The sequence below is a fragment of the Sphingobium sp. LB126 genome (genome assembly GCF_002795205.1).
Classification (GTDB): domain Bacteria; phylum Pseudomonadota; class Alphaproteobacteria; order Sphingomonadales; family Sphingomonadaceae; genus Sphingobium; species Sphingobium chungbukense.
Genome location: NZ_NETV01000001.1, coordinates 1,460,925 through 1,480,000 on the forward strand (window position 1 = coordinate 1,460,925; position 19,076 = coordinate 1,480,000).

Annotated in this window: 13 protein-coding genes, 1 tRNA gene and 2 rRNA genes (1 of these 16 only partly in view); 6 read left to right on the forward strand and 10 right to left on the reverse strand. The window is 65.2% G+C overall.

What is annotated here, in order from left to right:
• Positions 1 to 57: 57 nt before the first annotated feature.
• From CAF53_RS07170 to CAF53_RS07185, 4 genes are read right to left on the reverse strand one after another with little or no spacing between them, the layout of a single operon-like run.
• Positions 58 to 855, reverse strand: a complete 798-nt coding sequence (locus CAF53_RS07170; protein ID WP_100237693.1) for an inositol monophosphatase family protein — start codon at positions 853 to 855, stop codon at positions 58 to 60.
• Entirely contained in the window at positions 842 to 2,188 is a 1,347-nt protein-coding gene (locus CAF53_RS07175) for a TldD/PmbA family protein (protein WP_100237694.1), read from the reverse strand. The genes CAF53_RS07170 and CAF53_RS07175 overlap by 14 nt, the downstream gene beginning before the upstream one ends.
• Before the next feature lie 40 nt (positions 2,189 to 2,228).
• Positions 2,229 to 3,149 carry an NAD(+) diphosphatase gene (nudC, locus tag CAF53_RS07180; protein WP_046762013.1) on the reverse strand — a complete coding sequence of 307 codons (921 nt, stop codon included), beginning with the start codon at positions 3,147 to 3,149 and terminating at the stop codon, positions 2,229 to 2,231.
• Entirely contained in the window at positions 3,136 to 4,206 is a 1,071-nt protein-coding gene (locus CAF53_RS07185) for an A/G-specific adenine glycosylase (RefSeq protein WP_100237695.1), read from the reverse strand. Before CAF53_RS07185 ends, nudC begins: the two co-directional genes overlap by 14 nt.
• A gap of 26 nt (positions 4,207 to 4,232) precedes the next feature.
• Between CAF53_RS07185 and CAF53_RS07190 the strand changes: the two genes are divergently transcribed.
• From CAF53_RS07190 to CAF53_RS07205, 4 genes are all read left to right on the forward strand, one after another.
• Positions 4,233 to 4,775, forward strand: a complete 543-nt coding sequence (locus CAF53_RS07190; protein ID WP_046762579.1) for a DciA family protein — start codon at positions 4,233 to 4,235, stop codon at positions 4,773 to 4,775.
• A gap of 45 nt (positions 4,776 to 4,820) precedes the next feature.
• On the forward strand, positions 4,821 to 5,495 hold the full coding sequence (locus tag CAF53_RS07195) for a thioredoxin domain-containing protein (protein WP_100238728.1): 675 nt from the start codon (positions 4,821 to 4,823) through the stop codon (positions 5,493 to 5,495).
• 44 nt (positions 5,496 to 5,539) lie between these two features.
• Positions 5,540 to 6,277 (forward strand): thioredoxin domain-containing protein, encoded by a 738-nt coding sequence (locus tag CAF53_RS07200; RefSeq protein ID WP_100237696.1) that lies wholly within the window; start codon positions 5,540 to 5,542, stop codon positions 6,275 to 6,277.
• 120 nt (positions 6,278 to 6,397) lie between these two features.
• Positions 6,398 to 9,841 carry an AAA family ATPase gene (locus CAF53_RS07205; RefSeq protein WP_100237697.1) on the forward strand — a complete coding sequence of 1,148 codons (3,444 nt, stop codon included), beginning with the start codon at positions 6,398 to 6,400 and terminating at the stop codon, positions 9,839 to 9,841.
• On the opposite strand, the gene CAF53_RS07210 is transcribed toward CAF53_RS07205, so the two are convergent.
• Positions 9,801 to 11,300 carry a phospholipase D-like domain-containing protein gene (locus CAF53_RS07210; protein WP_100237698.1) on the reverse strand — a complete coding sequence of 500 codons (1,500 nt, stop codon included), beginning with the start codon at positions 11,298 to 11,300 and terminating at the stop codon, positions 9,801 to 9,803. The genes CAF53_RS07205 and CAF53_RS07210 overlap by 41 nt on opposite strands.
• A complete protein-coding gene (gene ubiA / locus CAF53_RS07215; protein ID WP_100237699.1) occupies positions 11,297 to 12,202 on the reverse strand; it encodes a 4-hydroxybenzoate octaprenyltransferase in 906 nt (301 codons plus the stop codon). Before ubiA ends, CAF53_RS07210 begins: the two co-directional genes overlap by 4 nt.
• A 106-nt stretch (positions 12,203 to 12,308) precedes the next feature.
• Between ubiA and CAF53_RS07220 the strand changes: the two genes are divergently transcribed.
• The gene (locus CAF53_RS07220) at positions 12,309 to 13,055 is read left to right on the forward strand and encodes a 16S rRNA (uracil(1498)-N(3))-methyltransferase (protein WP_046762019.1); all 747 of its coding nucleotides are present in this window, start codon (positions 12,309 to 12,311) and stop codon (positions 13,053 to 13,055) included.
• Between the two features lie 105 nt (positions 13,056 to 13,160).
• Entirely contained in the window at positions 13,161 to 14,534 is a 1,374-nt protein-coding gene (locus tag CAF53_RS07225) for a glutamate--cysteine ligase (protein WP_100237700.1), read from the forward strand.
• Positions 14,535 to 14,567: 33 nt separating this feature from the next.
• On the opposite strand, the gene CAF53_RS07230 is transcribed toward CAF53_RS07225, so the two are convergent.
• The 4 genes from CAF53_RS07230 to CAF53_RS07245 form a co-directional block, all read right to left on the reverse strand.
• On the reverse strand, positions 14,568 to 15,869 hold the full coding sequence (locus tag CAF53_RS07230; protein WP_100237701.1) for a DUF1295 domain-containing protein: 1,302 nt from the start codon (positions 15,867 to 15,869) through the stop codon (positions 14,568 to 14,570).
• Between the two features lie 62 nt (positions 15,870 to 15,931).
• Positions 15,932 to 16,008, reverse strand: a tRNA-Met gene (locus CAF53_RS07235).
• A gap of 162 nt (positions 16,009 to 16,170) precedes the next feature.
• Positions 16,171 to 16,285, reverse strand: a 5S ribosomal RNA gene (rrf, locus tag CAF53_RS07240).
• A gap of 132 nt (positions 16,286 to 16,417) precedes the next feature.
• Positions 16,418 to 19,076: ribosomal RNA gene (locus tag CAF53_RS07245) — 23S ribosomal RNA — on the reverse strand; it runs 138 nt beyond the window's last position.

The window sequence follows — 19,076 nt, forward strand, 5'->3', positions numbered from 1 at the left end:
GCGGGTCCGCTCGGCACATTCCGCGACCGACCAAATCCGGCAACCGATCGAACGATACTATCCCCGCCCCAATATCTCCCGCGCCCGCGGGGCCAGCCGTTCCGCCGCAGCGCCGTGAATGCCCGGCGCGGCGCAAAGCAGGCCGAAGGCGGTCGGTTGCGGCCGGTTGAAGGAGAAGGGATCGCCCAATGCATCGGTGACGATCGCCCCAGCCTCCTGCGCGATCAGCGCGGCGGCGGCGACATCCCATTCATTGCCCCAACGCACGGTGGCGACCAGATCCGCCTCGTCGGCGGCGACCATCGCCATGCGCAGCGCGATGCTGTTGGGCTTGTCCACGGTGACGAGATCGCGGTCGTGGCGGGGAAGCTGGTCGGCGGGAACGCGGGCACCCGGCAGCATCGTGCGGGGACCTGCCTGCAAAATCCGGCCGTTGCGGGTCGCCCCCGCGCCCGCCTGGGCGATCCACAATTCGTTGCGAGCGGGCGCGGCCAATATGCCCACGCGCACCGCGCCATGTTCCACCAGCGCCACCGACACCGCCCAGCCGGGCTTGCCGCGCAGATAATCGCGCGTACCGTCGATCGGATCGACCACCCAGACGCGCGGCAGATCGAGGCGATGCACGGTGTCGGCGGTTTCCTCCGACAGCCAACCCGCCGACGGATCGAGCGCATAAAGCCGATCGCGCAGCATCGCGTCCAGTTCCAGGTCGGCCTCGCAGACCGGGTGACCGGGCACCTTTTCCCACTGGCGCACGCGCGTTTCCCCGCCTGCCCAGAGAGTCAGGGCGCGGTCGGCCGCATCCGACACGACCGCCACCAGATCGCGCAGGGGAAACTCAGCCGCCGGCAATGGTCATCCCGTCGATGCGCAGGGTCGGCACGTTCATGCCGTAGCGGAAGAGAAGATCATTGGCCGGCACCAATGCGCGGAACATATCCTTCAGATTGCCGGCGATGGTGATTTCCGACACCGCCTGCGCCACCGCGCCATTTTCGATGAGGAAGCCCGCGGCGCCCCGGCTGTAATCGCCGGTGACGCCATTGACGCCCATGCCGATCAGTTCGGTGACATAGAGACCGCGCTTCACGTCCGCCATCAGTTCGCCGGGGGAAAGCGTGCCCGGTTCCATATGGACGTTGGTGACGCCCGCGCCCGGCGCGCCGCTGCCGCCCCGGCTCGCGTGGCCCGTGGGTTCGAGGCCGAGCTGCCGCGCCGAGGCGCTGTCCATCAGCCAGCCGGTGAGCACGCCCGCGTCGATCAGCGCCCGGCGTTCGACCGGCAGCCCTTCCCCGTCAAAGGGTCGCGAGCGCAGTCCGCGCGGGCGCAGCGGATCGTCGATGATGGTGATGGGGGCGTTGAACAGCTTTTCACCCAGCGACTCCAGCAGGAAGCTCGACCGGCGCGCGATCGCCGGGCCGACCATGCCGCCGATCAGATGTCCGACCAGGCTGGCGCCGATGCGCGGGTCGAAGATCACCGGCATGACGCCGCTTTCCACCTTCACCGGATGGAGCCGCGCCACCGCCCGGTGTCCGGCACGGGTGCCGACCGTTTCGGCGTCATCCAGATCCGCGATGTGGCGGACGCTATGACTGGCATGGTCGCGCTGCATGTCGGCGCCGGTTCCGGCCAGCACGCTGACCCAGGTCGAATGGCTCGTCCCGGCATAGGCCCCGGCAAAGCCATGGCTGGTGGCAAGCGCCATCTGGCTGCGGCCCGTCGCCGCACCGCCGCCTTCGCTATTGGTCACACCCTGCACCGCGCGCGCGGCCTCCTCCGCGATCATGGCGCGCTCCCGCAGGTCCGCCGGCTCCGGTTCGAAGGGATCGGTCAGGTCGAGCGCGGGCAGCTTCCTGCGCAACAGCCGGTCCTCCGGTGCCAGACCCGCATAGGGGTCCTCCGGCGCCTCCCGCGCCATGGCGATGCAGCGGTCCACCAGCGTCGCCAGCGTCGCGGGATTCATGTCCGAGGCGGAGATGCTGGCCGAACGCTGGCCGACGAAGACGCGCAGGCCGATCTCCTCCCCCTCGGATCGCTCCACATCCTCCAGCGCGCCGAGGCGCACCGACACATTGGTCGAGGCGTTGCAGGCATAGATGGCATCCGCCGCATCCGCCCCCGCCCGGCGCGCCGCCGCGACCAGATCCACCGCGCGAGACTGGGCTTCTTCGAGGCTGAGCATGGGTCTATCGGATTCCTCTAGGGGGCAGGAGCATGCGGCCTTACGCGCTTGGGGTGCGGCCCGCAACCTGCCCATCCAGCCAATGACGCAGCAGATGCCAGGCGACGGCCAATGGCGGCGGGGCGAGGAAAGGCGCGCCTTCCTCCTCGTCCATCGCCGCGCGCACCCCTTCGGCATCGCACCAGAAGGCATGTTCGATCTCGGTCTCGTCGATCTTGAGCGCATCGTCGTCGGCCAGCGCCGTGCACGCGATCATCAGCGACGAAGGGAAAGGCCAGGGTTGGCTCATGACGTAGCGGACCGAATGGACGGCGACGCCCGCCTCTTCCTTGATCTCCCGCGCCACGGCCTCCTCCAGCGTCTCGCCCGGCTCGACGAAGCCGGCGAGCGCGGAATAGCGCCCCTGCGGCCAGCCATGCTGGCGGCCCAGCAGCACCCGTCCGCGATGCTCGGCCAGCATGATGACCACCGGATCGACGCGGGGGAAATGTTCCGCCTCGCACGAGCCGCAGCGGCGCGACCAGCCCGCCTTGGCCGGGGCGCTGCGTTGCCCGCAGACGGAGCAGAAGCGATGCCGCGCATGCCAGGACAGCAGGCTGCGCGCCGTGCCGTAGAGAGCGGCCTCATGCCCCGGCACCTCGCTCACCAGCGAACGGCTGCGTGCCGAGGGCATCACATTGTCCGGGGTATCCGCCAGCAGTTCCGCGAAGATGGGCCGTTGCCCCTCATCCACGCCCAGCAGCACATGATGCTCGATCCAGGCATCGGCAGGCAGGGGTTCCATCGCCAGATGACCGCCCTCCACGACCGGCTCCAGCCCCTCCAGCACGACCCGCCGGGCGAGCGGCGAGGCAAAGGCCTGCGCCAGCAGATCGGAATTGGTGCGGATATGGTCGACCCGGTCCAGCCGCCCCCCGGCATAACCCAAAAGCTGTGTTTCGGGGGCGTTAGAGCCGTGCATCTTTCTTTCCCTCCTTCATCGCGGCTTCGGCCGCGCGGGCGAACAGGGTCGGCAGGCCGGCCCTTCCGATCTCGGCCACCGGCCACCATTCGCCATCGCCGGGCGGCATCGCATCCTGCCCGACATGGGCATGATGCACCGTCAATGCGAGGGAGAAATGCGTAAAAACATGGGCCACCGGTTCCGCGACGCGTCGCCAGCGCGCGACCAGGGGCGGTGTCGCATCGGGCGCGTCGTTCCATTCGGAGGAGGGCAGCGCCCGCATGCCGCCCAGCATCCCCTTGTCCGGCCGCCGCACCAGCCAGACATGGCCGTCGGGCCGTTCGATCCACCAGCCATGGCCCAGGCGGTGGGGCCTGGCCTTTTTCGCGGCCTTGATCGGGAAAGCGGCAGGGTTGGCGGTCAGGACGGCCGCGCAATCGTCCCGCAAGGGGCAGATGCCGCAGGCCGGATTGCGCGCCGTGCAGATGGTCGCGCCCAGATCCATCATTGCCTGCGCGAAGTCCCCGGCGCGCAGATCGGGCGTGATGACGTCGGTCGCCGCCCGGATTTCCGGGCGCGCCGCGGGCAAGGGCGTGGCAATGGCAAAGAGCCGCGCCACCACCCGCTCGACATTGGCGTCGACCACCACGGCGCGGCGCCCGAAGGCGATCGCCGCCACCGCCGCCGCAGTATAGGCGCCCACCCCCGGCAAGGCGCGCAGTCCTTCCTCCGTATCGGGGAAGGTCCCGCCATGCGCATCCGCCACGGCCCGCGCGCAGGCCAGCAGATTGCGGGCGCGGGCATAATAGCCAAGGCCGGCCCAGGCGGCCATGACCTCCGCATCCTCCTCCGCGGCCAGAGCCGCCACATCGGGCCAGCGCTTCGTGAACTTCGCGAAATAGGGGCCTACCGCCGCCACGGTCGTCTGCTGGAGCATGACCTCCGACAGCCATATGCGATAGGGGTCGGCGGCATTGGCGCCCGGCGGCGCGCGCCAGGGCAGCTTTCGCGCATGGACGTCGTAATAAGCGAGCAGGTCTGCCGCTATTTTCTTGATGTTATCCTCGACGCGCATGGTGGCCCTATGCCATGATGACGGCGATGACGGAACGCCCCGCAACACCCAAAATGAAAAGCCGCAAGGCGCCAGCGGAGGACCGCCCGCGCATCGGCGCGCCGCGCCAGATCGCGGACCTGATGCCGGCCATCGGCGCCGCGGCCTTCCGCAAATTCGGCTTCGTGCAATCGAGCATCGTCACGCGCTGGGCGGAAATCGTCGGCGCCCATTATGCGGCGATCAGTGAACCCGAATCGATCCGCTTCCCGGCCGGCAAGAAAGCGGGCGGCACGCTGCAACTCACCGTGATGAGCGGCCATGCGCCGATGATCCAGCATGTGTTGCCCGACATCGTCGACCGGGTGAACCGCTTCTTCGGCTATGCCGCCGTCGCCAAGGTGGCGATGAAGCAGGGCATGGTGAGCCAGGCCGAACCCGAGCGCCGCCCGCCGCCGCGCAACCTGAAACCGATTCCGCTGGAGCTGGGCGATTCGCTGCGGGATATCGGCGATCCGGAATTGCGCGCGGTACTGGAATCGCTTGCGCAGGGGCTTGCCAATTCATCCGGTTTGCCCAAGATCAGCTGAAATTTCCCGCCGCCGCGCAGGGGCGGCGCTTCATTGGACCATCGCATGACCGCAATCCGTCTGCTTCTGCTTGCCCTGCTCGCCCTTCCGGCGAGCGCCCCAGCCGCTGCCCCGGCGCCCGATTGGGTGGCCCAGGTGACATTGTCCCCGACCGGCGGCCATGTGCTGGGCAATCCCGCCGCGCCGAACAAGCTGGTCGAATATATCAGCTATACCTGCCCCCATTGCGCGCATTTCGTGGGCGAGGCGAGCGCGCCGCTCAAGGCCAATTATGTGCGGACCGGCAAAGTCAGCGTCGAGGTGCGCAACGCCGTACGCGACAAATATGACCTGACCGTCGCCCTGCTCGCCCGCTGCGGTGGCCCCAAACGCTTCTTCGGCAATCACGAGGCGCTGTTCGCCAATCAGGAAGGCTGGATGGAGAAGGTCGTCGCCTATGACAAGGACGGGGCCAAGCCGACCGAGCAGAAGGCGGCGCTGCGCGATATCGGGCAGAAGACGGGTCTCTACGCCTTCATGGCCAAGCGCGGATACAAGCCGGCCCAGCTCGACGCCTGCATCAACGACCCCAACGCGATGAAGCAGGTGCTGGCCATGACCGACGAGGCTTGGAACAAGGTGCAGATTTCCGGCACGCCCGGCTTCACCCTGAACGGGACGTTGATCCGCGGTTCGGACTGGACCCATGTTCAGGCCGCATTGCCCGACGTCTCCCAGTAATCTAAACCATCCCCATTCTCGCCCGACAACGGAGCCAAAGACACGTGAAAGCCCTGTCCGGACTTGCCCTTATCGCCCTTTCCCTGACGCTCGCCTCCTGCGGCAAGAGCGACAGCGGCAACAGCCAGCCCACCGGCGACCCGATCGCCGCCGTCGCCGCACCCGCGGGCACGAGCTGGTCCACCACCTTCAACACGACCCCCGAGGGGCAGTTCGTGATGGGCAATCCCAATGCCAAGGTGAAGCTGGTCGAATATGGCAGCTACACCTGCTCGCACTGCCGCGATTTCTCCGCCGAAGCGTCGGAGGAGATCAGGCAGATGGTCGACACCGGCAAGATGAGCTACGAATATCGCAACTATGTGCGCGATCCGATCGACATCTCGACCGCGCTGCTGGCGCGCTGCGGCGGCAAGGATATCTATTATCCGCTGTCGGAACAATTCTTCACCAACCAGAACGCGATGTTCGAAAAGGCCCAGGCCCTGGGCGACGCCCGGTACCAGGCGCTGATGAGCGCGCCTCCGGCGCAGCGCTTCGGCCAGTTGGCCGCGGCCGTCGGCCTGATCGACTTCGCCAAGCAGCGCGGCATTTCGGAGGATCAGGCGAAACAGTGCCTGGCCGACACCGCCGCTGCCGAGAAGCTGGCCAAGGGGGTGGAAGCCGCCAATCAGCAGTACAAGATCGAAGGCACGCCGACCTTCATCCTGAACGGCGTGATGGTCGAGAACACCGCCGCCTGGTCGGCGCTGAAACCCAAGCTCAAGCAGGCGGGACTCTAAAGGTCAGGGATCGGGATTGGAGCAAAGGGGGCTGACATCATCGATCCGGCTTCCCGCGGAAGGCGGGGCGGCTTTGCGCTGCCCTGACCGGCCCCTTGCCGACGCACGGGGCTCTTTCCCATGCAGATAAAGCGCCTCAAGCTTTCCGGCTTCAAGAGCTTCGTCGACCAGACGGAGCTGCGCATCGAACCCGGCCTGACCGGCATTGTCGGGCCGAACGGCTGCGGCAAGTCGAACCTGCTGGAGGCGATACGCTGGGTCATGGGCGAATCCAGCGCCAAGTCGATGCGCGGCGGCGGCATGGAGGATGTGATCTTCGCGGGCACATCCACGCGGCCCCAGAGGGATTTCGCCGAAGTCTCGCTGCTGACCATCCAGGAACAGGGCGAACTGTTCAACGCGGTCGAGGTCGGCACCGACGGCGAGCTGGAAGTCACCCGCCGGATCGAGCGCGGCGCGGGCAGTGCCTACAGGGCCAATGGCCGCGACGTGCGGGCCAAGGACGTATCGTTGATCTTCGCGGATGCCGCCACCGGGCCGCATAGTCCAGCGCTGGTCAGCCAGGGTCGCATCGCCGCCGTCATCGCCGCCCGCCCGCAGGAACGCCGCGCCATGCTCGAAGAGGCAGCGGGCATTTCCGGCCTTCACGTCCGCCGCAAGGATGCCGAGCAGAAGCTGCGCGCCGCCGAGGCGAACCTGATGCGGCTGGACGAGATCCTGTCGGACATGGACGCGCGCGCCAGCAGCCTGCGCCGCCAGGCCAAGGCGGCGGAACGCTATATCCGCCTGTCCGAGCAGATTCGCATCGCCGAGGCGCGGGTGATCTTCGCGCGCTGGCGCGAGGCCGCCGCCGCTGCCGAGGCCGCGCGCGCAGAGGCCAGGCAGGCCGAAAGCGCCGTGATCGCGGCGCAGGAAGCGCAGCAAGCCGCCGCCGTCCATGCCAACGCCGCCGTCGAGACGCTTGCGCAGAAACGCGCCGCCGCCCAGGCCGCCCGCGACGCCGCCAGCGAGGCGGGACACAGGCTTGCCGTGTTGCGTACCGAGCGCGACGGAGTGGTGCGCCGCCTGCATGATCTGGCGCAGCAGGCCGACCGGCTGGAGGAAGACCGGGAGCGCGAAGGCACGCTCGCCAATGACGCGGCGGAGGCGATTGCCCGCCTGACCGACGAAATCGCCGCGCTGAAAAACCGCATCGCCGAAACCGAAGCCATGCGTCCCGATTTCGCGGGCCGCATCGCCCGTGCCGAGGGTGCGGCCCGGGACGCCGAACTCGACCTTGCCAAGGCCATGGCCAGGCAGGCGGGCGAGCAGGCCGAGTTGCGCGTGGCCGAAGCCGCGCTGGCCGCCGCGCAAAGCCGTCTAGACCGTGCCGCCCGAGAAACCCAACGCCTGGAAGCCGAAGCCGCCGCCTTGCCCGACGCCGCTCCGCTCGAAGCCAGGCGCACCGAAGCGCTGACCGCGCAGCAACAGGCGAGCGTCGACCGCGACGCGGCCGAAGCCGCGATCCGCTCCGCCGAAAACATCCGTGCCGAAGCCGCCGAAGCCCGCGCCAACGCCGAAGCCGCGCTGGCCTCCGCCCGCGCCGGGCTGGCCGCGCTGGACAGCGAAGCCGCCGCCCTCAAGCGCGCGGTCGACAGCGGCACCGGCAACCGCAGCCGGGCGCTCGACCAGTTGAAGGCCGCGCCCGGCTATGAACGAGCGCTGGCCGCTGCCCTGGGCGATGATCTGGAAGCGCCGATCGCCGCGGAGGGCAAGCGCCGCTGGGCAGGCGCCTTGCCGCTGGATAACGACCCCGCGCTGCCCATCGGCTGCACCCCACTGTCCGCCCATGTCACCGCTCCGGCCGAACTGGATCGGCGTTTGGCGCAGGTCGCGGTGGCGGACAAGGATGACGGCCAGGCCCTCGCCGTGGGCCAGCGGCTCGTGACAAGGGACGGTCAACTCCGCCGCTGGGACGGTTATGTCGCGCTCGAAGGTGGCGCTGCCGCGGCCGAACGGCTGATCCGTCTCAACCGCCTGGAGGCCATCGCCGCCGCCCGGCCCGCGGCAGAGGCCGAAGTCGAAGGCGCCCGCACCGCACAGGACGCCGCGTCCATATGCGAACGCGACGCCGCGCAGGCCCTCGCCACCGGGCGCACGCAGCTTGCCAATGCCGACCAGCGCCTGCGCACCGCCCTGCGCGCCGCCGATGAGGTCGCCACTGCGCTCGAACGACTGGTCGGCCGGCGCGAGGCGATCGAGGAACGGCTGAACGAAGCGCGCGCCGATCTGAGCGCCGCGCAGGGCGAGCATGACAAGGCGCAGGCCAGCCGCGCCGCCATGCCCGACGGCGAGGAAACCCGCACCCTCGTCGCCACCCTGCAACAGGCGAGCGAAAAGGCCCGGCTGGCCGTCAGTCAGCTACAGGCCGATCAGGCGCTGGCCGACCGCGCCCTGACCAACGACCGCGAACGCATGACCGCCGCCGACGCCGAAGCCAGGGGCTGGCGTGCGCGGGCGGGTGAAGCGGCCAAGCGCATCGCCGCGATGGTGGAGCGGGGCGAGGCGATCGCCAGGGAACGCGCCGAAATCGCGGACCAGCCGGACAGCCTGGCCACGACCATCTCCGTTCTCAGCGAACAGGGCGACACCCTCACCCAGGCCGCCGATGCCGCGCGCCGCGAGGAAAATGAGGCGGAAGCCGCGCTGCGCACCGCCGAACAGCGCGCCGCCCAGGCCGGGGAAAGCCTGGCCGAGTGCCGGGAAGCCCGCGCCACTGCCGTCGCCCGCGCCGAAGCCGCTGATGAAAAGCGCATCGAGACGAACCGACTGTCGGGCGAACGCTTCGAATGCCCGCCGCCGGTCCTGCCGGAGAAACTGGGCTTCGCCAGTGCCGACATCCGCATCGCCCAGAACGAACAGGCCGAGCATGACCGCCTTTCCACCGAGCGCGAGCGGATCGGGCCGGTCAATCTGGTCGCCGCGCAGGAGCTGGAGGAACTGGAGACCACCCAGGCCAACAGCCGCGCCGAGAGCGAGGAACTGACGCAGGCGATCAACCGCCTGCGCGGATCGATCGGCAGCCTCAATCGCGAGGGGCGGCAACGGCTGCTCGCGGCGTTCGAGGCGGTGGACGGGCATTTCCGGCGGCTCTTCACCACCCTGTTCAACGGCGGGCAGGCGCATCTGGAACTGATCGACAGCGACGATCCGCTGGAGGCGGGGCTGGAGATCATGGCGCAACCGCCGGGCAAGAAGCTGGCGGCGCTGACCCTGCTGTCGGGGGGCGAGCAGGCGTTGACCGCCGTGGCGCTGATCTTCGGGCTGTTCCTGACCAATCCCGCGCCGATCTGCGTGCTGGACGAAGTCGACGCGCCGCTGGACGACGCCAATGTGGAACGTTTCTGCGATCTGCTCGACGTGATGGTGGGACAGACGGAGACCCGTTACCTGATCGTCAGCCACAATGCGGTGACGATGGCGCGCATGCACCGCCTGTTCGGCGTGACGATGGTGGAGCGCGGGGTCAGCCGCCTCGTCTCGGTCAATCTGGGCGGTGCGGAGGCGTTGCTGGCGGCGGAATAGACTGGCCTCGTTCCATCCATCCCCGCATCCGGCGGAACAGCCCGCGCTCGGTAACCGGTTCTAGCATTTCGCCCGGTCCTTCCGGATCGAGCACCTCATTGTCCGCCAGCCATGCCTGCACATCGTTGAGGTCCGGCGTCGCATAGGGGCGCAGGGTCCGTCCCGCCTTGTCGCGCAACTGCTCGATCGCCGCGATCAGGCTGCGTTCGGCAAGCACCGCCGCCACGCGCTCGACCGGCAGGTCAAGATGTTCGGCGATCAGATCGTCGCGAATGCCCCGGATATTGTCCTCCCGCCCGGCATTGGCGGACAGCCCCGCATCGATCGTCACGTCGCATTCGGTATCCAGCCGCATCGAGCGGTTGTTCATGTTGGATGAGCCGACACGCAGCACCCGGTCATCGACGATCAGCACCTTGGCATGGACATAGATCGGTTCACCGCGCGCGGTGAAGGGGTGGTAGAGCCGGAAGCGCCCATGCACATCGCGCGCCTTCAATGCCTCGAACAACCGCGCGCGGGCGGTGTCCATGGCCTGCTGCTCCAGCCAGCCGTCGGCCTGCTCGGGATTGACGATGACGATCTCTGGCCCGTCTTCCTCACCCAGCCGCGCCGCGATCGCCTCGGCAATGCGGCGGGAGGCAAAATATTGGCTCTCCGCATAGATATATCGCCGCGCCGAGGCGATCTGGTTCACGTAGAGCCGCTCGATCTCTGTGAGCGGTTCCTGGTCCGCCATTTCCGGCGCGGAGCGGGAAATGGCGACCTCGACATTCTCGAACTGCACGGGCAGGGCGTCGGGCCAGCAATTCTCGACACCCCCGACCGGCGCCAATTCCTCTCCACCCGCGCCCTTCCATCGCGCCCGTGCATGGTCGCCCAGCGCCGCCGCGACCGGCCCCTGCAAGGCCGTCGTCGCATCATGCCAGGGGCCATAGGCCGATCCGTCCGGATGCCGCCGCCCCGGATCGTCGTCGCGATGATGCCGCGTGTCCCAGCGGTCCGCCGTCATGTCGATCCCGCCGCAAAAGGCGAAGCAATCGTCGATCACCACGATCTTCTGATGATGCGAGGCCGTGGGAGGGTGATGGCTGTCCAGCTTCACGGTGATGCGCGGATGGGCCATCCACCGGACGGTCGTGAACAGGTTCGACGGCCGGACCATCGACTTCATCGCCCCCACGTCCCAGCGCAGCAGGTAGATTTCCAGCTCGGGCGTGCGTTCCGCCAGCCAGCTTATGAAATCGCCGATGATGACGGGCGCGCCGTCGTCCGCCTCATCCTCGCGGATCAGGCTGATCGCGGCGTCGAAATCCCAGCCCACCAGCATGATCCGGCGCTTCGCCTGCATCATCGCGGCGCGGGCGTGGCGGAAATAGGCGTCCGCGTCGACGATCATGCTGGCCTTGAGGGCGCGTTCGATGCGCCAGCAATCCTCCCCCTTGCGAGGGCCGCTCATGCGCTGCCCACGACCAGACAGCCAAGGAACATCAGCAGCCCGGCAAAGCGGTTGGAGCGGAATTTGGCGAGCGGATCGGCGCCATCCTCCTTCAGCGTCACGACCTGCCAGATCAGGTGCAGCGCCATCGGCAGCAGCGCCAGCAATGCCAGGCCCTGCGGCCGGACCTGCCAGATCGCCGCCGACCACAGGGCGAGGGCCAGCGCGTAGCACAGGGCAACGCCGCCGCGCACATGGCTGCCCATGGAAAGCGCACTGGAACCGATACCGATCAACGCGTCATCCTCCCGATCCTGCAAGGCATAGATGGTGTCATAACCCACGACCCAGAAAATGGAGCCGCCATAGAGCAGCAGCCCGGGAACGGTCAGCGATCCCGCCGTTTCGCTCCACCCGACCAGCGCCGCCCAGGAAAAGACCAGCCCCAGCCAGAGCTGCGGCCAGCCGGTGATCCGCTTCATGAAGGGATAGGCAGCGACCAGCGCCAGCGACGCCAGCGCCACGAGCTGCGCATGGAGGCGCAGTTGCAACAGCACCGCCAGTCCGACCAGACACAGCGACACCAGCCAGATCCAGGCGGTCCTGAGCGACACGGCGCCGCTGGCCAGCGGCCGCGATGCGGTGCGCGCCACCTGCCGGTCGAGGTCGCGGTCGACGATATCGTTGAACACGCATCCAGCCCCGCGCATGGCGATGCTGCCCAGCAGCAGCCACAGGATCAGCGGCCAGTGGTCGCGCGTGCCGCCCGCCAGCGCCGCCGCCCAGGCCCCCGGCCAGAACAGCAGCCACCAGCCGATGGGCCGGTCGAATCGCGCCAGCAGCGCCAAGGCGCGCGGAACATCCGGCAGGCGCGCGACCAGACCGCGCGCTTCGCTGTCGGGAACTATCGTCTGTTGAACCATGACAGGGTTTTTGGGACTCCGTTCGGGCCGAGCTTGTCGAAGCCCTCCACTTCCCTAAAGAGAAGCATGGCCCTTCGGCAAGATCGGGGCGAACGGAAGAGACAAAATGACCGCAACCCCCGCCTGGCCGCCGCAAAGCGCCCCGCGCCTCCATGTCGAAACCTTGCTGGGCGAAGGCGTCGCCGTGCCGGTCGACGGCAATCCGGCCCATTATCTGATCAGCGTCATGCGGGTGAAGCCGGACGATATCGTCCTGCTGTTCGACGGCCGTTCGGGCGAATGGGCGGCCAAGGCACGGGACATCCGTAAGCGCGATCTGGTGCTGGAGGTCGTCAGCCGGACCAAGGCGCCGGAGGAGGTGCCCGATTTCTGGCTTTGTTGTGCCCCCATCAAGAAGGGCCGTATCGACCTGATCGCGGAAAAGGCCTGCGAGCTGGGGGTGGCGAAGCTGCAACCCGTGCTCACCCGCCGGGCGGTGGTCGACAAGCTGAACCTCGACCGGCTGCACGCCCATCTGGTCGAAGCGGCCGAACAATGCGGCCGTACCGCCTTGCCGGAGCTTGGCGGGATGGTGAAGCTGGATGCGCTGCTCCGCGACTGGGCGGACGATCGCTGGCTTTTCTTTGCCGACGAGACCGGCGGCGCGCCGCTGGCCGAGACGCTGAAGGCCCATCCTGGCCCCGCTGCCTTTCTGATCGGTCCCGAAGGCGGCTTCGATCCCGCCGAACGCGAGGCGATCCGCAGGGTGGCGAAGGCGGTTCCGGTTTCGCTTGGTCCCCGCATATTGCGCGCGGAAACCGCCGCCATTGCCGCGACGACCGCCTGGATGACGATCAATGGCGACTGGCGCTGAATATCGTTTTCTTACGCAACCGGATTGAAGCCGTCATCAACGCAGCTTATCTGAGCGCCGAACGTTGCGCCTTTGACGCGACGGGGGGATAGATTAAGGCGGGGCATGAGCACCAGAACAGACTCAGGGGGCGACGATCCCATCATCGAGAGCCGCGACCAGTTGATCGCGGCCTTCGCCAAGGGCGCCAAGCCCAAGGATCGCTGGCGCATCGGCACCGAGCATGAGAAATTCGTCTATAGCCGCAAGGATCATCACGCCCCCAGCTATGACGAGCGGGGCGGCATCCACACGCTGCTGATCGGGCTGACCCGCTATGGCTGGAATCCGGTGTTCGAGGGGGAGAATATCATCGCCCTGTCCGGCACGGACGGCACGATCAGCCTGGAACCGGCGGGGCAGTTGGAACTGTCGGGCGCGCCGCTGGAGAATCTGCACCAGACCTGCGCCGAAACCAGCCGTCATCTGGAACAGGTGAAATATGTCGGCGACATGCTGAGCCTGGGCTTCCTGGGCCTGGGCATGTGGCCGGACAAGAGCCGCGAAGAGCTGCCCATCATGCCCAAGGGCCGTTACGACATCATGCTGCGCCATATGCCGCGCGTGGGGTCGATGGGGCTCGACATGATGCTGCGCACCTGCACCATCCAGACCAACCTCGACTATGGCAGCGAGGCGGACATGGTGAAGAAGTTCCGCGTGTCGCTCGCCCTGCAACCGCTGGCGACCGCGCTGTTCGCCAATTCGCCCTTCACCGACGGCAAGCCCAACGGCTTCCTCTCCTATCGCAGCCATATCTGGTCGGACACCGACCCCGGCCGCACCGGCATGCTGCCCTTCGTGTTCGAGGACGGCTTCGGTTATGAACGTTATGCCGACTATGCGCTCGATGTGCCGATGTATTTCGTCTATCGCGACGGCCAATATATCGATGCGGCGGGGCAGAGCTTCCGCGATTTCCTTGATGGGAAGCTTCCCGCCTTGCCCGGCGAAAAGCCGACGGAGAAGGATTGGGAGGATCATCTCTCCACCGCCTTCCCCGAAGTGCGGATGAAGAGCTTCCTGGAAATGCGTGGCGCCGATGGTGGGCCGTGGAACCGCATCTGCGCGTTGCCGGCGCTATGGGTCGGACTGCTCTATGATGACGGCGCGCTGGATGCGGCGTGGGATCTGGTCAAGGACTGGAGCATGGAGGAACGGCAGGTGCTGCGCGATTCCGTGCCCAGGCTGGCGCTCGATGCGCCGATCGCGGGCGGGCGCAAGCTGCGCGATATCGCCGGGGACGTGCTGGACATTGCCCGCAGCGGCCTTTCCGCCCGCGCCCGGCTCAATGCTTCGGGCGACAATGAAACCGGCTATCTTGCCCCGCTCGATGAGATCGTGGCGTCGGGACAGACACATGCCGAACGGCTGCTCGCCCGCTATCATGGCGAGTGGCAGGGCGACCTCGGCAAAATCTACGCCGAAGAGAGCTTTTGATCCTTCATCCTTCTCCCGGCGGGGGAAGGATGCCTACTCCGCGGGCTGAACCCTGCCCTCTGGCTGCGGCTTTCGTCCGATGAGCCAGGCGAAAAAGCGCGGGACCACGGCATGGCGTTCCATCCACGCGCTATAGGCCTGGTAATCCGCATCCGTTCCCAGATGCGCCTCTTCGGTCTTGGCGCGCCAGTAATAGACGGCATTGGTCACGGCCAGCAGCGCCGAATTGCGCACGATATCGGTCAGGCTGCCCGAGACGCTCAGAAACGGCAGCGCGGAAAACCACCAGAAGAGATTTTTCGACAGATAGGCGGGATGGCGTGTCCAGCGGTAGGGGCCGTGCGTCAGTATCCCGCGATGGGTGAGGTTGGAAAAGCGCAGGCCGAAAACCACCGTCGCCCAGGCATAGATGGCGGTCAGGAGCACCAGCCACCCGCCGAGCAGCCACTGAAGGAAGCCGTGGCCCTGGGTCCAGACGTCCCATTCCGCTCCGCCCGCATGATAATCGAGCGGCCCGCCATTGCCCATCAGCACGAAGGGGGGATAGCAGATCAGCGCCGCCACCCAGCCGGCCAGCAGCGGATTGGCGGTGCGGATATGGGAGTCGAGCGGCTTCATCGTCAGCAGATAGCCCACGGTCGCCATGCAGACGTCGATCATGAACATGATGGCGATCAGGAACCCGGCCAGGGCGACCGGATTGGCGAGGCTGTCATCGATCCGCCATTCGACCACGCTGGCGAAATTGCCGGGCACGATCGACAGCATGAAGGCGAGGAAGAAGCCCTTCACCGCCCAGGCGCGTGCGTGATGGGCGACTTCCGCCCTGTCGGCTACGCCCGCCGCACCGCCGATCACCCATTGGCCGAAGGCGTAGCTGGCATCCCTGGGTTCAACCAGCCGCCGGTCGAGCCAGATCACATAGGCTATGGATGCCGCGAGCAGCCAGGGCGCGGCGCTGATGAACAGGTCCATGGAAAAGCGGTAGTTGCCGCTCCAGTACCAGCGGCCGATGCAATAGAAGACGGCGATGGCGAGCCAGGTCGCCCAAAGTCCGGCGATCTTGACCAGGCTGATGTCCAGTACCGAGCGCCAGGGGCGCGGGGGTGCGCTCCAGTCGATGCCGGTCGATGCGTTGCGATGGACCTGGTCGACGAGCAGCGACCACAGGATCATGGGCACGCCGCAGGCCAGCACGGCGGCAAATCCTGCATGGGGTCCGTTCATGCCGTAGTGGCGTGCGACGAGTGTCCAGACCCCGAGGCCTGCGAGACCGGCGATCCCGACGCCATGGCTGACGGCGGATTTGGGGCAGGGGTCGGCATGATGGCGCATGCGGTTTCGTCTAGCGACGAATGGTAAGCAAGCCGTGAAGGACGGATTGATGAGGGTTAAGTTGGTTGCGGGAGTAGGATTTGAACCTACGACCTTCAGGTTATGAGCCTGACGAGCTACCGGGCTGCTCCATCCCGCGACACCATAGATGTTGGCTCAGGGATAACGGAGGCTTCAGCCTCCGCAAGGCCGAACGGCCGTCACGCCTTATGGCGTGGTAGCCAAGGTCCCGGATGGGACCGCCGGCGCCTGAGGCCAACAAACAAAGTGAATGGGTTTTTATCAAAGCGCGAGCTGTAATGCCTGGCGACGCCCTACTCTTCCGGGGCTTGAGCCACAGTACCATCGGCGCAGACTGGTTTCACGGCCGAGTTCGGGATGGGATCGGGTGGGTCACAGACGCTATGGTCACCAAGCAATAGAGCTTGCGCTTTGGGTTTTAATCGAATGCCGTGCATTTTACGGTAGATATATCTGGCATGAGGTTGATCACCACGTTCAATGGCTGACGCTGGTTTGTGTCCAGTGTTGTCATTGATGGTGGGACTCTCAGGCGCGATCAGAGCAATTAGGACCGGTTAGCTCCATATGTTACCACACTTCTACATCCGGCCTATCAAGGTCGTGGTCTACGACCGCTCGAAGAAATCTTATCTTGAGGGAGGCTTCCCGCTTAGATGCTTTCAGCGGTTATCCCGTCCATACATAGCTACCCTGCTGCGCCGTTGGCACGACGACAGGTACACCAGAGGTATGTTCAACCCGGTCCTCTCGTACTAGGGTCAACTCCTCTCAAATTTCGACGCCCACGGCAGATAGGGACCAAACTGTCTCGCGACGTTCTGAACCCAGCTCACGTACCACTTTAATTGGCGAACAGCCAAACCCTTGGGACCTGCTCCAGCCCCAGGATGTGATGAGCCGACATCGAGGTGCCAAACGATTCCGTCGATATGAGCTCTTGGGAATCATCAGCCTGTTATCCCCGGCGTACCTTTTATCCGTTGAGCGATGGCCCTTCCACGAGGGACCACCGGATCACTATGACCGACTTTCGTCTCTGCTCGACTTGTCAGTCTCGCAGTCAGGCGGGCTTATGCCATTGCACTCTAACAGACGGTTTCCAACCGTCCTGAGCCCACCATCGCGCGCCTCCGTTACTCTTTAGGAGGCGACCGCCCCAGTCAAACTACCCGCCACAGAGGGTCCCTGCACCGGATAACGGTGCGAGGTTAGACATCAGAAAACAACAGGGTGGTATTTCACCTATGGCTCCACGACAACTGGCGTCATCGCTTCAAAGCCTCCCACCTATGCTACACAGTTCTTTCCTAATGCCACTCTGAAGCTGCAGTAAAGGTGCACGGGGTCTTTCCGTCTAACCGCGGGTACTCCGCATCTTCACGGAGAATTCAATTTCGCTGAGCATATCCTGGAGACAGTGGGGAAGTCGTTACGCCATTCGTGCAGGTCGGAACTTACCCGACAAGGAATTTCGCTACCTTAGGACCGTTATAGTTACGGCCGCCGTTTACCTGGGCTTCAATTCAGAGCTTGCACTCCTCCTCTTAACCTTCAGGCACCGGGCAGGCGTCAGGCCCTATACGTCGTCTTGAAGCCGACTTAGCAGAGCCCTGTGTTTTTGCTAAACAGTCGCTACCCCCTGGCCTGTGCCCCCCACAAAAAGTTGCCTTAATGTGGGGCCTCCTTCTTCCGAAGGTACGGAGGCAATTTGCCGAGTTCCTTCAGGATACTTCTCTCAAACGCCTTGGTATACTCTACCATTCCACCTGTGTCGGTTTAGGGTACGGTCTATACGGAGGGGCTATTTCCTGGGACAACTTCACTGCCCGGACCAATCCAATAAGGCCGAACAATTTACGCCATCCGTCACACACCTCCAGGCCCACGAATATTAACGTGGTTCCCATCGACTACCCCCTTCGGGCTCGTCTTAGGGGCCGGCTTACCCTGCTCAGATTAGCTTTAAGCAGGAACCCTTGGAATTTCGGCGACAGTGCATCTCACACTGTTAATCGCTACTCATGTCTGCATTCGCACTTCCGATACCTCCACGACCCATTACCAGATCGCTTCAACGGCCTACGGAACGCTCCGCTACCGCGTGATCGTAAACGATCACACCCTAAGCTTCGGTGCACGTCTTGAGCCCCGTTACATCTTCGCCGCAGGATCTCTTATTTAGACCAGTGAGCTGTTACGCTTTCTTTAAAGGATGGCTGCTTCTAAGCCAACCTCCTGGTTGTTTTGGAAATCCCACATGCTTTCCCACTTAGACGTGACTTGGGGACCTTAGCTGTAGGTTAGGGCTGTTTCCCTTTTGACGACGGACCTTAGCACCCGCCGTCTGTCTGCCGGACTAGACTCGTTGGTATTCGGAGTTTGGTTAGTATTGGTAGATCTCGCGACCCCCGCAACCATCCAGTGCTCTACCCCCAACGGCAATCATTCGACGCTCTACCTCAATAGATTTCGCGGAGAACCAGCTATTTCCCGGCTTGATTGGCCTTTCACCCCTAAACACAACTCATCCGATAATTTTTCAACATTAAACGGTTCGGTCCTCCAGTGCGTGTTACCGCACCTTCAACCTGGTCATGCCTAGATCGCCGGGTTTCGGGTCTAATGCATCATACTCAGTCGCCCTATTCAGACTCGCTTTCGCTGCGCCTACACCTAACGGCTTAAGCTTGCATGATACACTAAGTCACAGACCCATTATGCAAGAGGTACGCGGTCAGGTCTCAAGGACCCTCCCACTGCTTGTAGGCATCCGGTTTCAGGTACTGTTTCACTCCCCTCATCGGGGTGCTTTTCACCTTTCCCTCACGGTACTGGTTCGCTATCGGTCATGTACGAGTATTTAGGCTTGGAGGGTGGTCCCCCCATGTTCAGACAGAGTTTCACGTGCTCCGCCCTACTCAAGTCCTGATGCTTCATTTTCGCATACGGGGCTGTCACCCGCTATGGCCGAACTTTCCAGATCGTTCTGCTAATTAAGCACCAGGCGCTGGCCTGGTCCGCGTTCGCTCGCCACTACTAACGGAATCTCGGTTGATGTCTTTTCCTCCGGGTACTGAGATGTTTCAGTTCTCCGGGTTCGCTTCACCAAAGCCTATTTTATTCAGCTTAGTGATACCTCTCCCATTTAACACGGGACCAGATTACTCTGGGCCAGTCTTAAAT

What these genes read in the sequence shown, in the direction of transcription:
- CAF53_RS07175 (WP_100237694.1), bottom strand. Translation starts at nt 2,188, where the DNA reads ATGCTCAGCCTCGAAGAAGCCCAGTCTCGCGCGGTGGATCTGGTCGCG.
- ubiA (WP_100237699.1), bottom strand. Translation starts at nt 12,202, where the DNA reads ATGGTTCAACAGACGATAGTTCCCGACAGCGAAGCGCGCGGTCTGGTC.
- CAF53_RS07185 (WP_100237695.1), bottom strand. Translation starts at nt 4,206, where the DNA reads ATGCGCGTCGAGGATAACATCAAGAAAATAGCGGCAGACCTGCTCGCT.
- CAF53_RS07225 (WP_100237700.1), top strand. Translation starts at nt 13,161, where the DNA reads ATGAGCACCAGAACAGACTCAGGGGGCGACGATCCCATCATCGAGAGC.
- CAF53_RS07210 (WP_100237698.1), bottom strand. Translation starts at nt 11,300, where the DNA reads ATGAGCGGCCCTCGCAAGGGGGAGGATTGCTGGCGCATCGAACGCGCC.
- CAF53_RS07205 (WP_100237697.1), top strand. Translation starts at nt 6,398, where the DNA reads ATGCAGATAAAGCGCCTCAAGCTTTCCGGCTTCAAGAGCTTCGTCGAC.
- CAF53_RS07220 (WP_046762019.1), top strand. Translation starts at nt 12,309, where the DNA reads ATGACCGCAACCCCCGCCTGGCCGCCGCAAAGCGCCCCGCGCCTCCAT.
- CAF53_RS07190 (WP_046762579.1), top strand. Translation starts at nt 4,233, where the DNA reads ATGACGGAACGCCCCGCAACACCCAAAATGAAAAGCCGCAAGGCGCCA.
- CAF53_RS07230 (WP_100237701.1), bottom strand. Translation starts at nt 15,869, where the DNA reads ATGCGCCATCATGCCGACCCCTGCCCCAAATCCGCCGTCAGCCATGGC.
- CAF53_RS07195 (WP_100238728.1), top strand. Translation starts at nt 4,821, where the DNA reads ATGACCGCAATCCGTCTGCTTCTGCTTGCCCTGCTCGCCCTTCCGGCG.
- nudC (WP_046762013.1), bottom strand. Translation starts at nt 3,149, where the DNA reads ATGCACGGCTCTAACGCCCCCGAAACACAGCTTTTGGGTTATGCCGGG.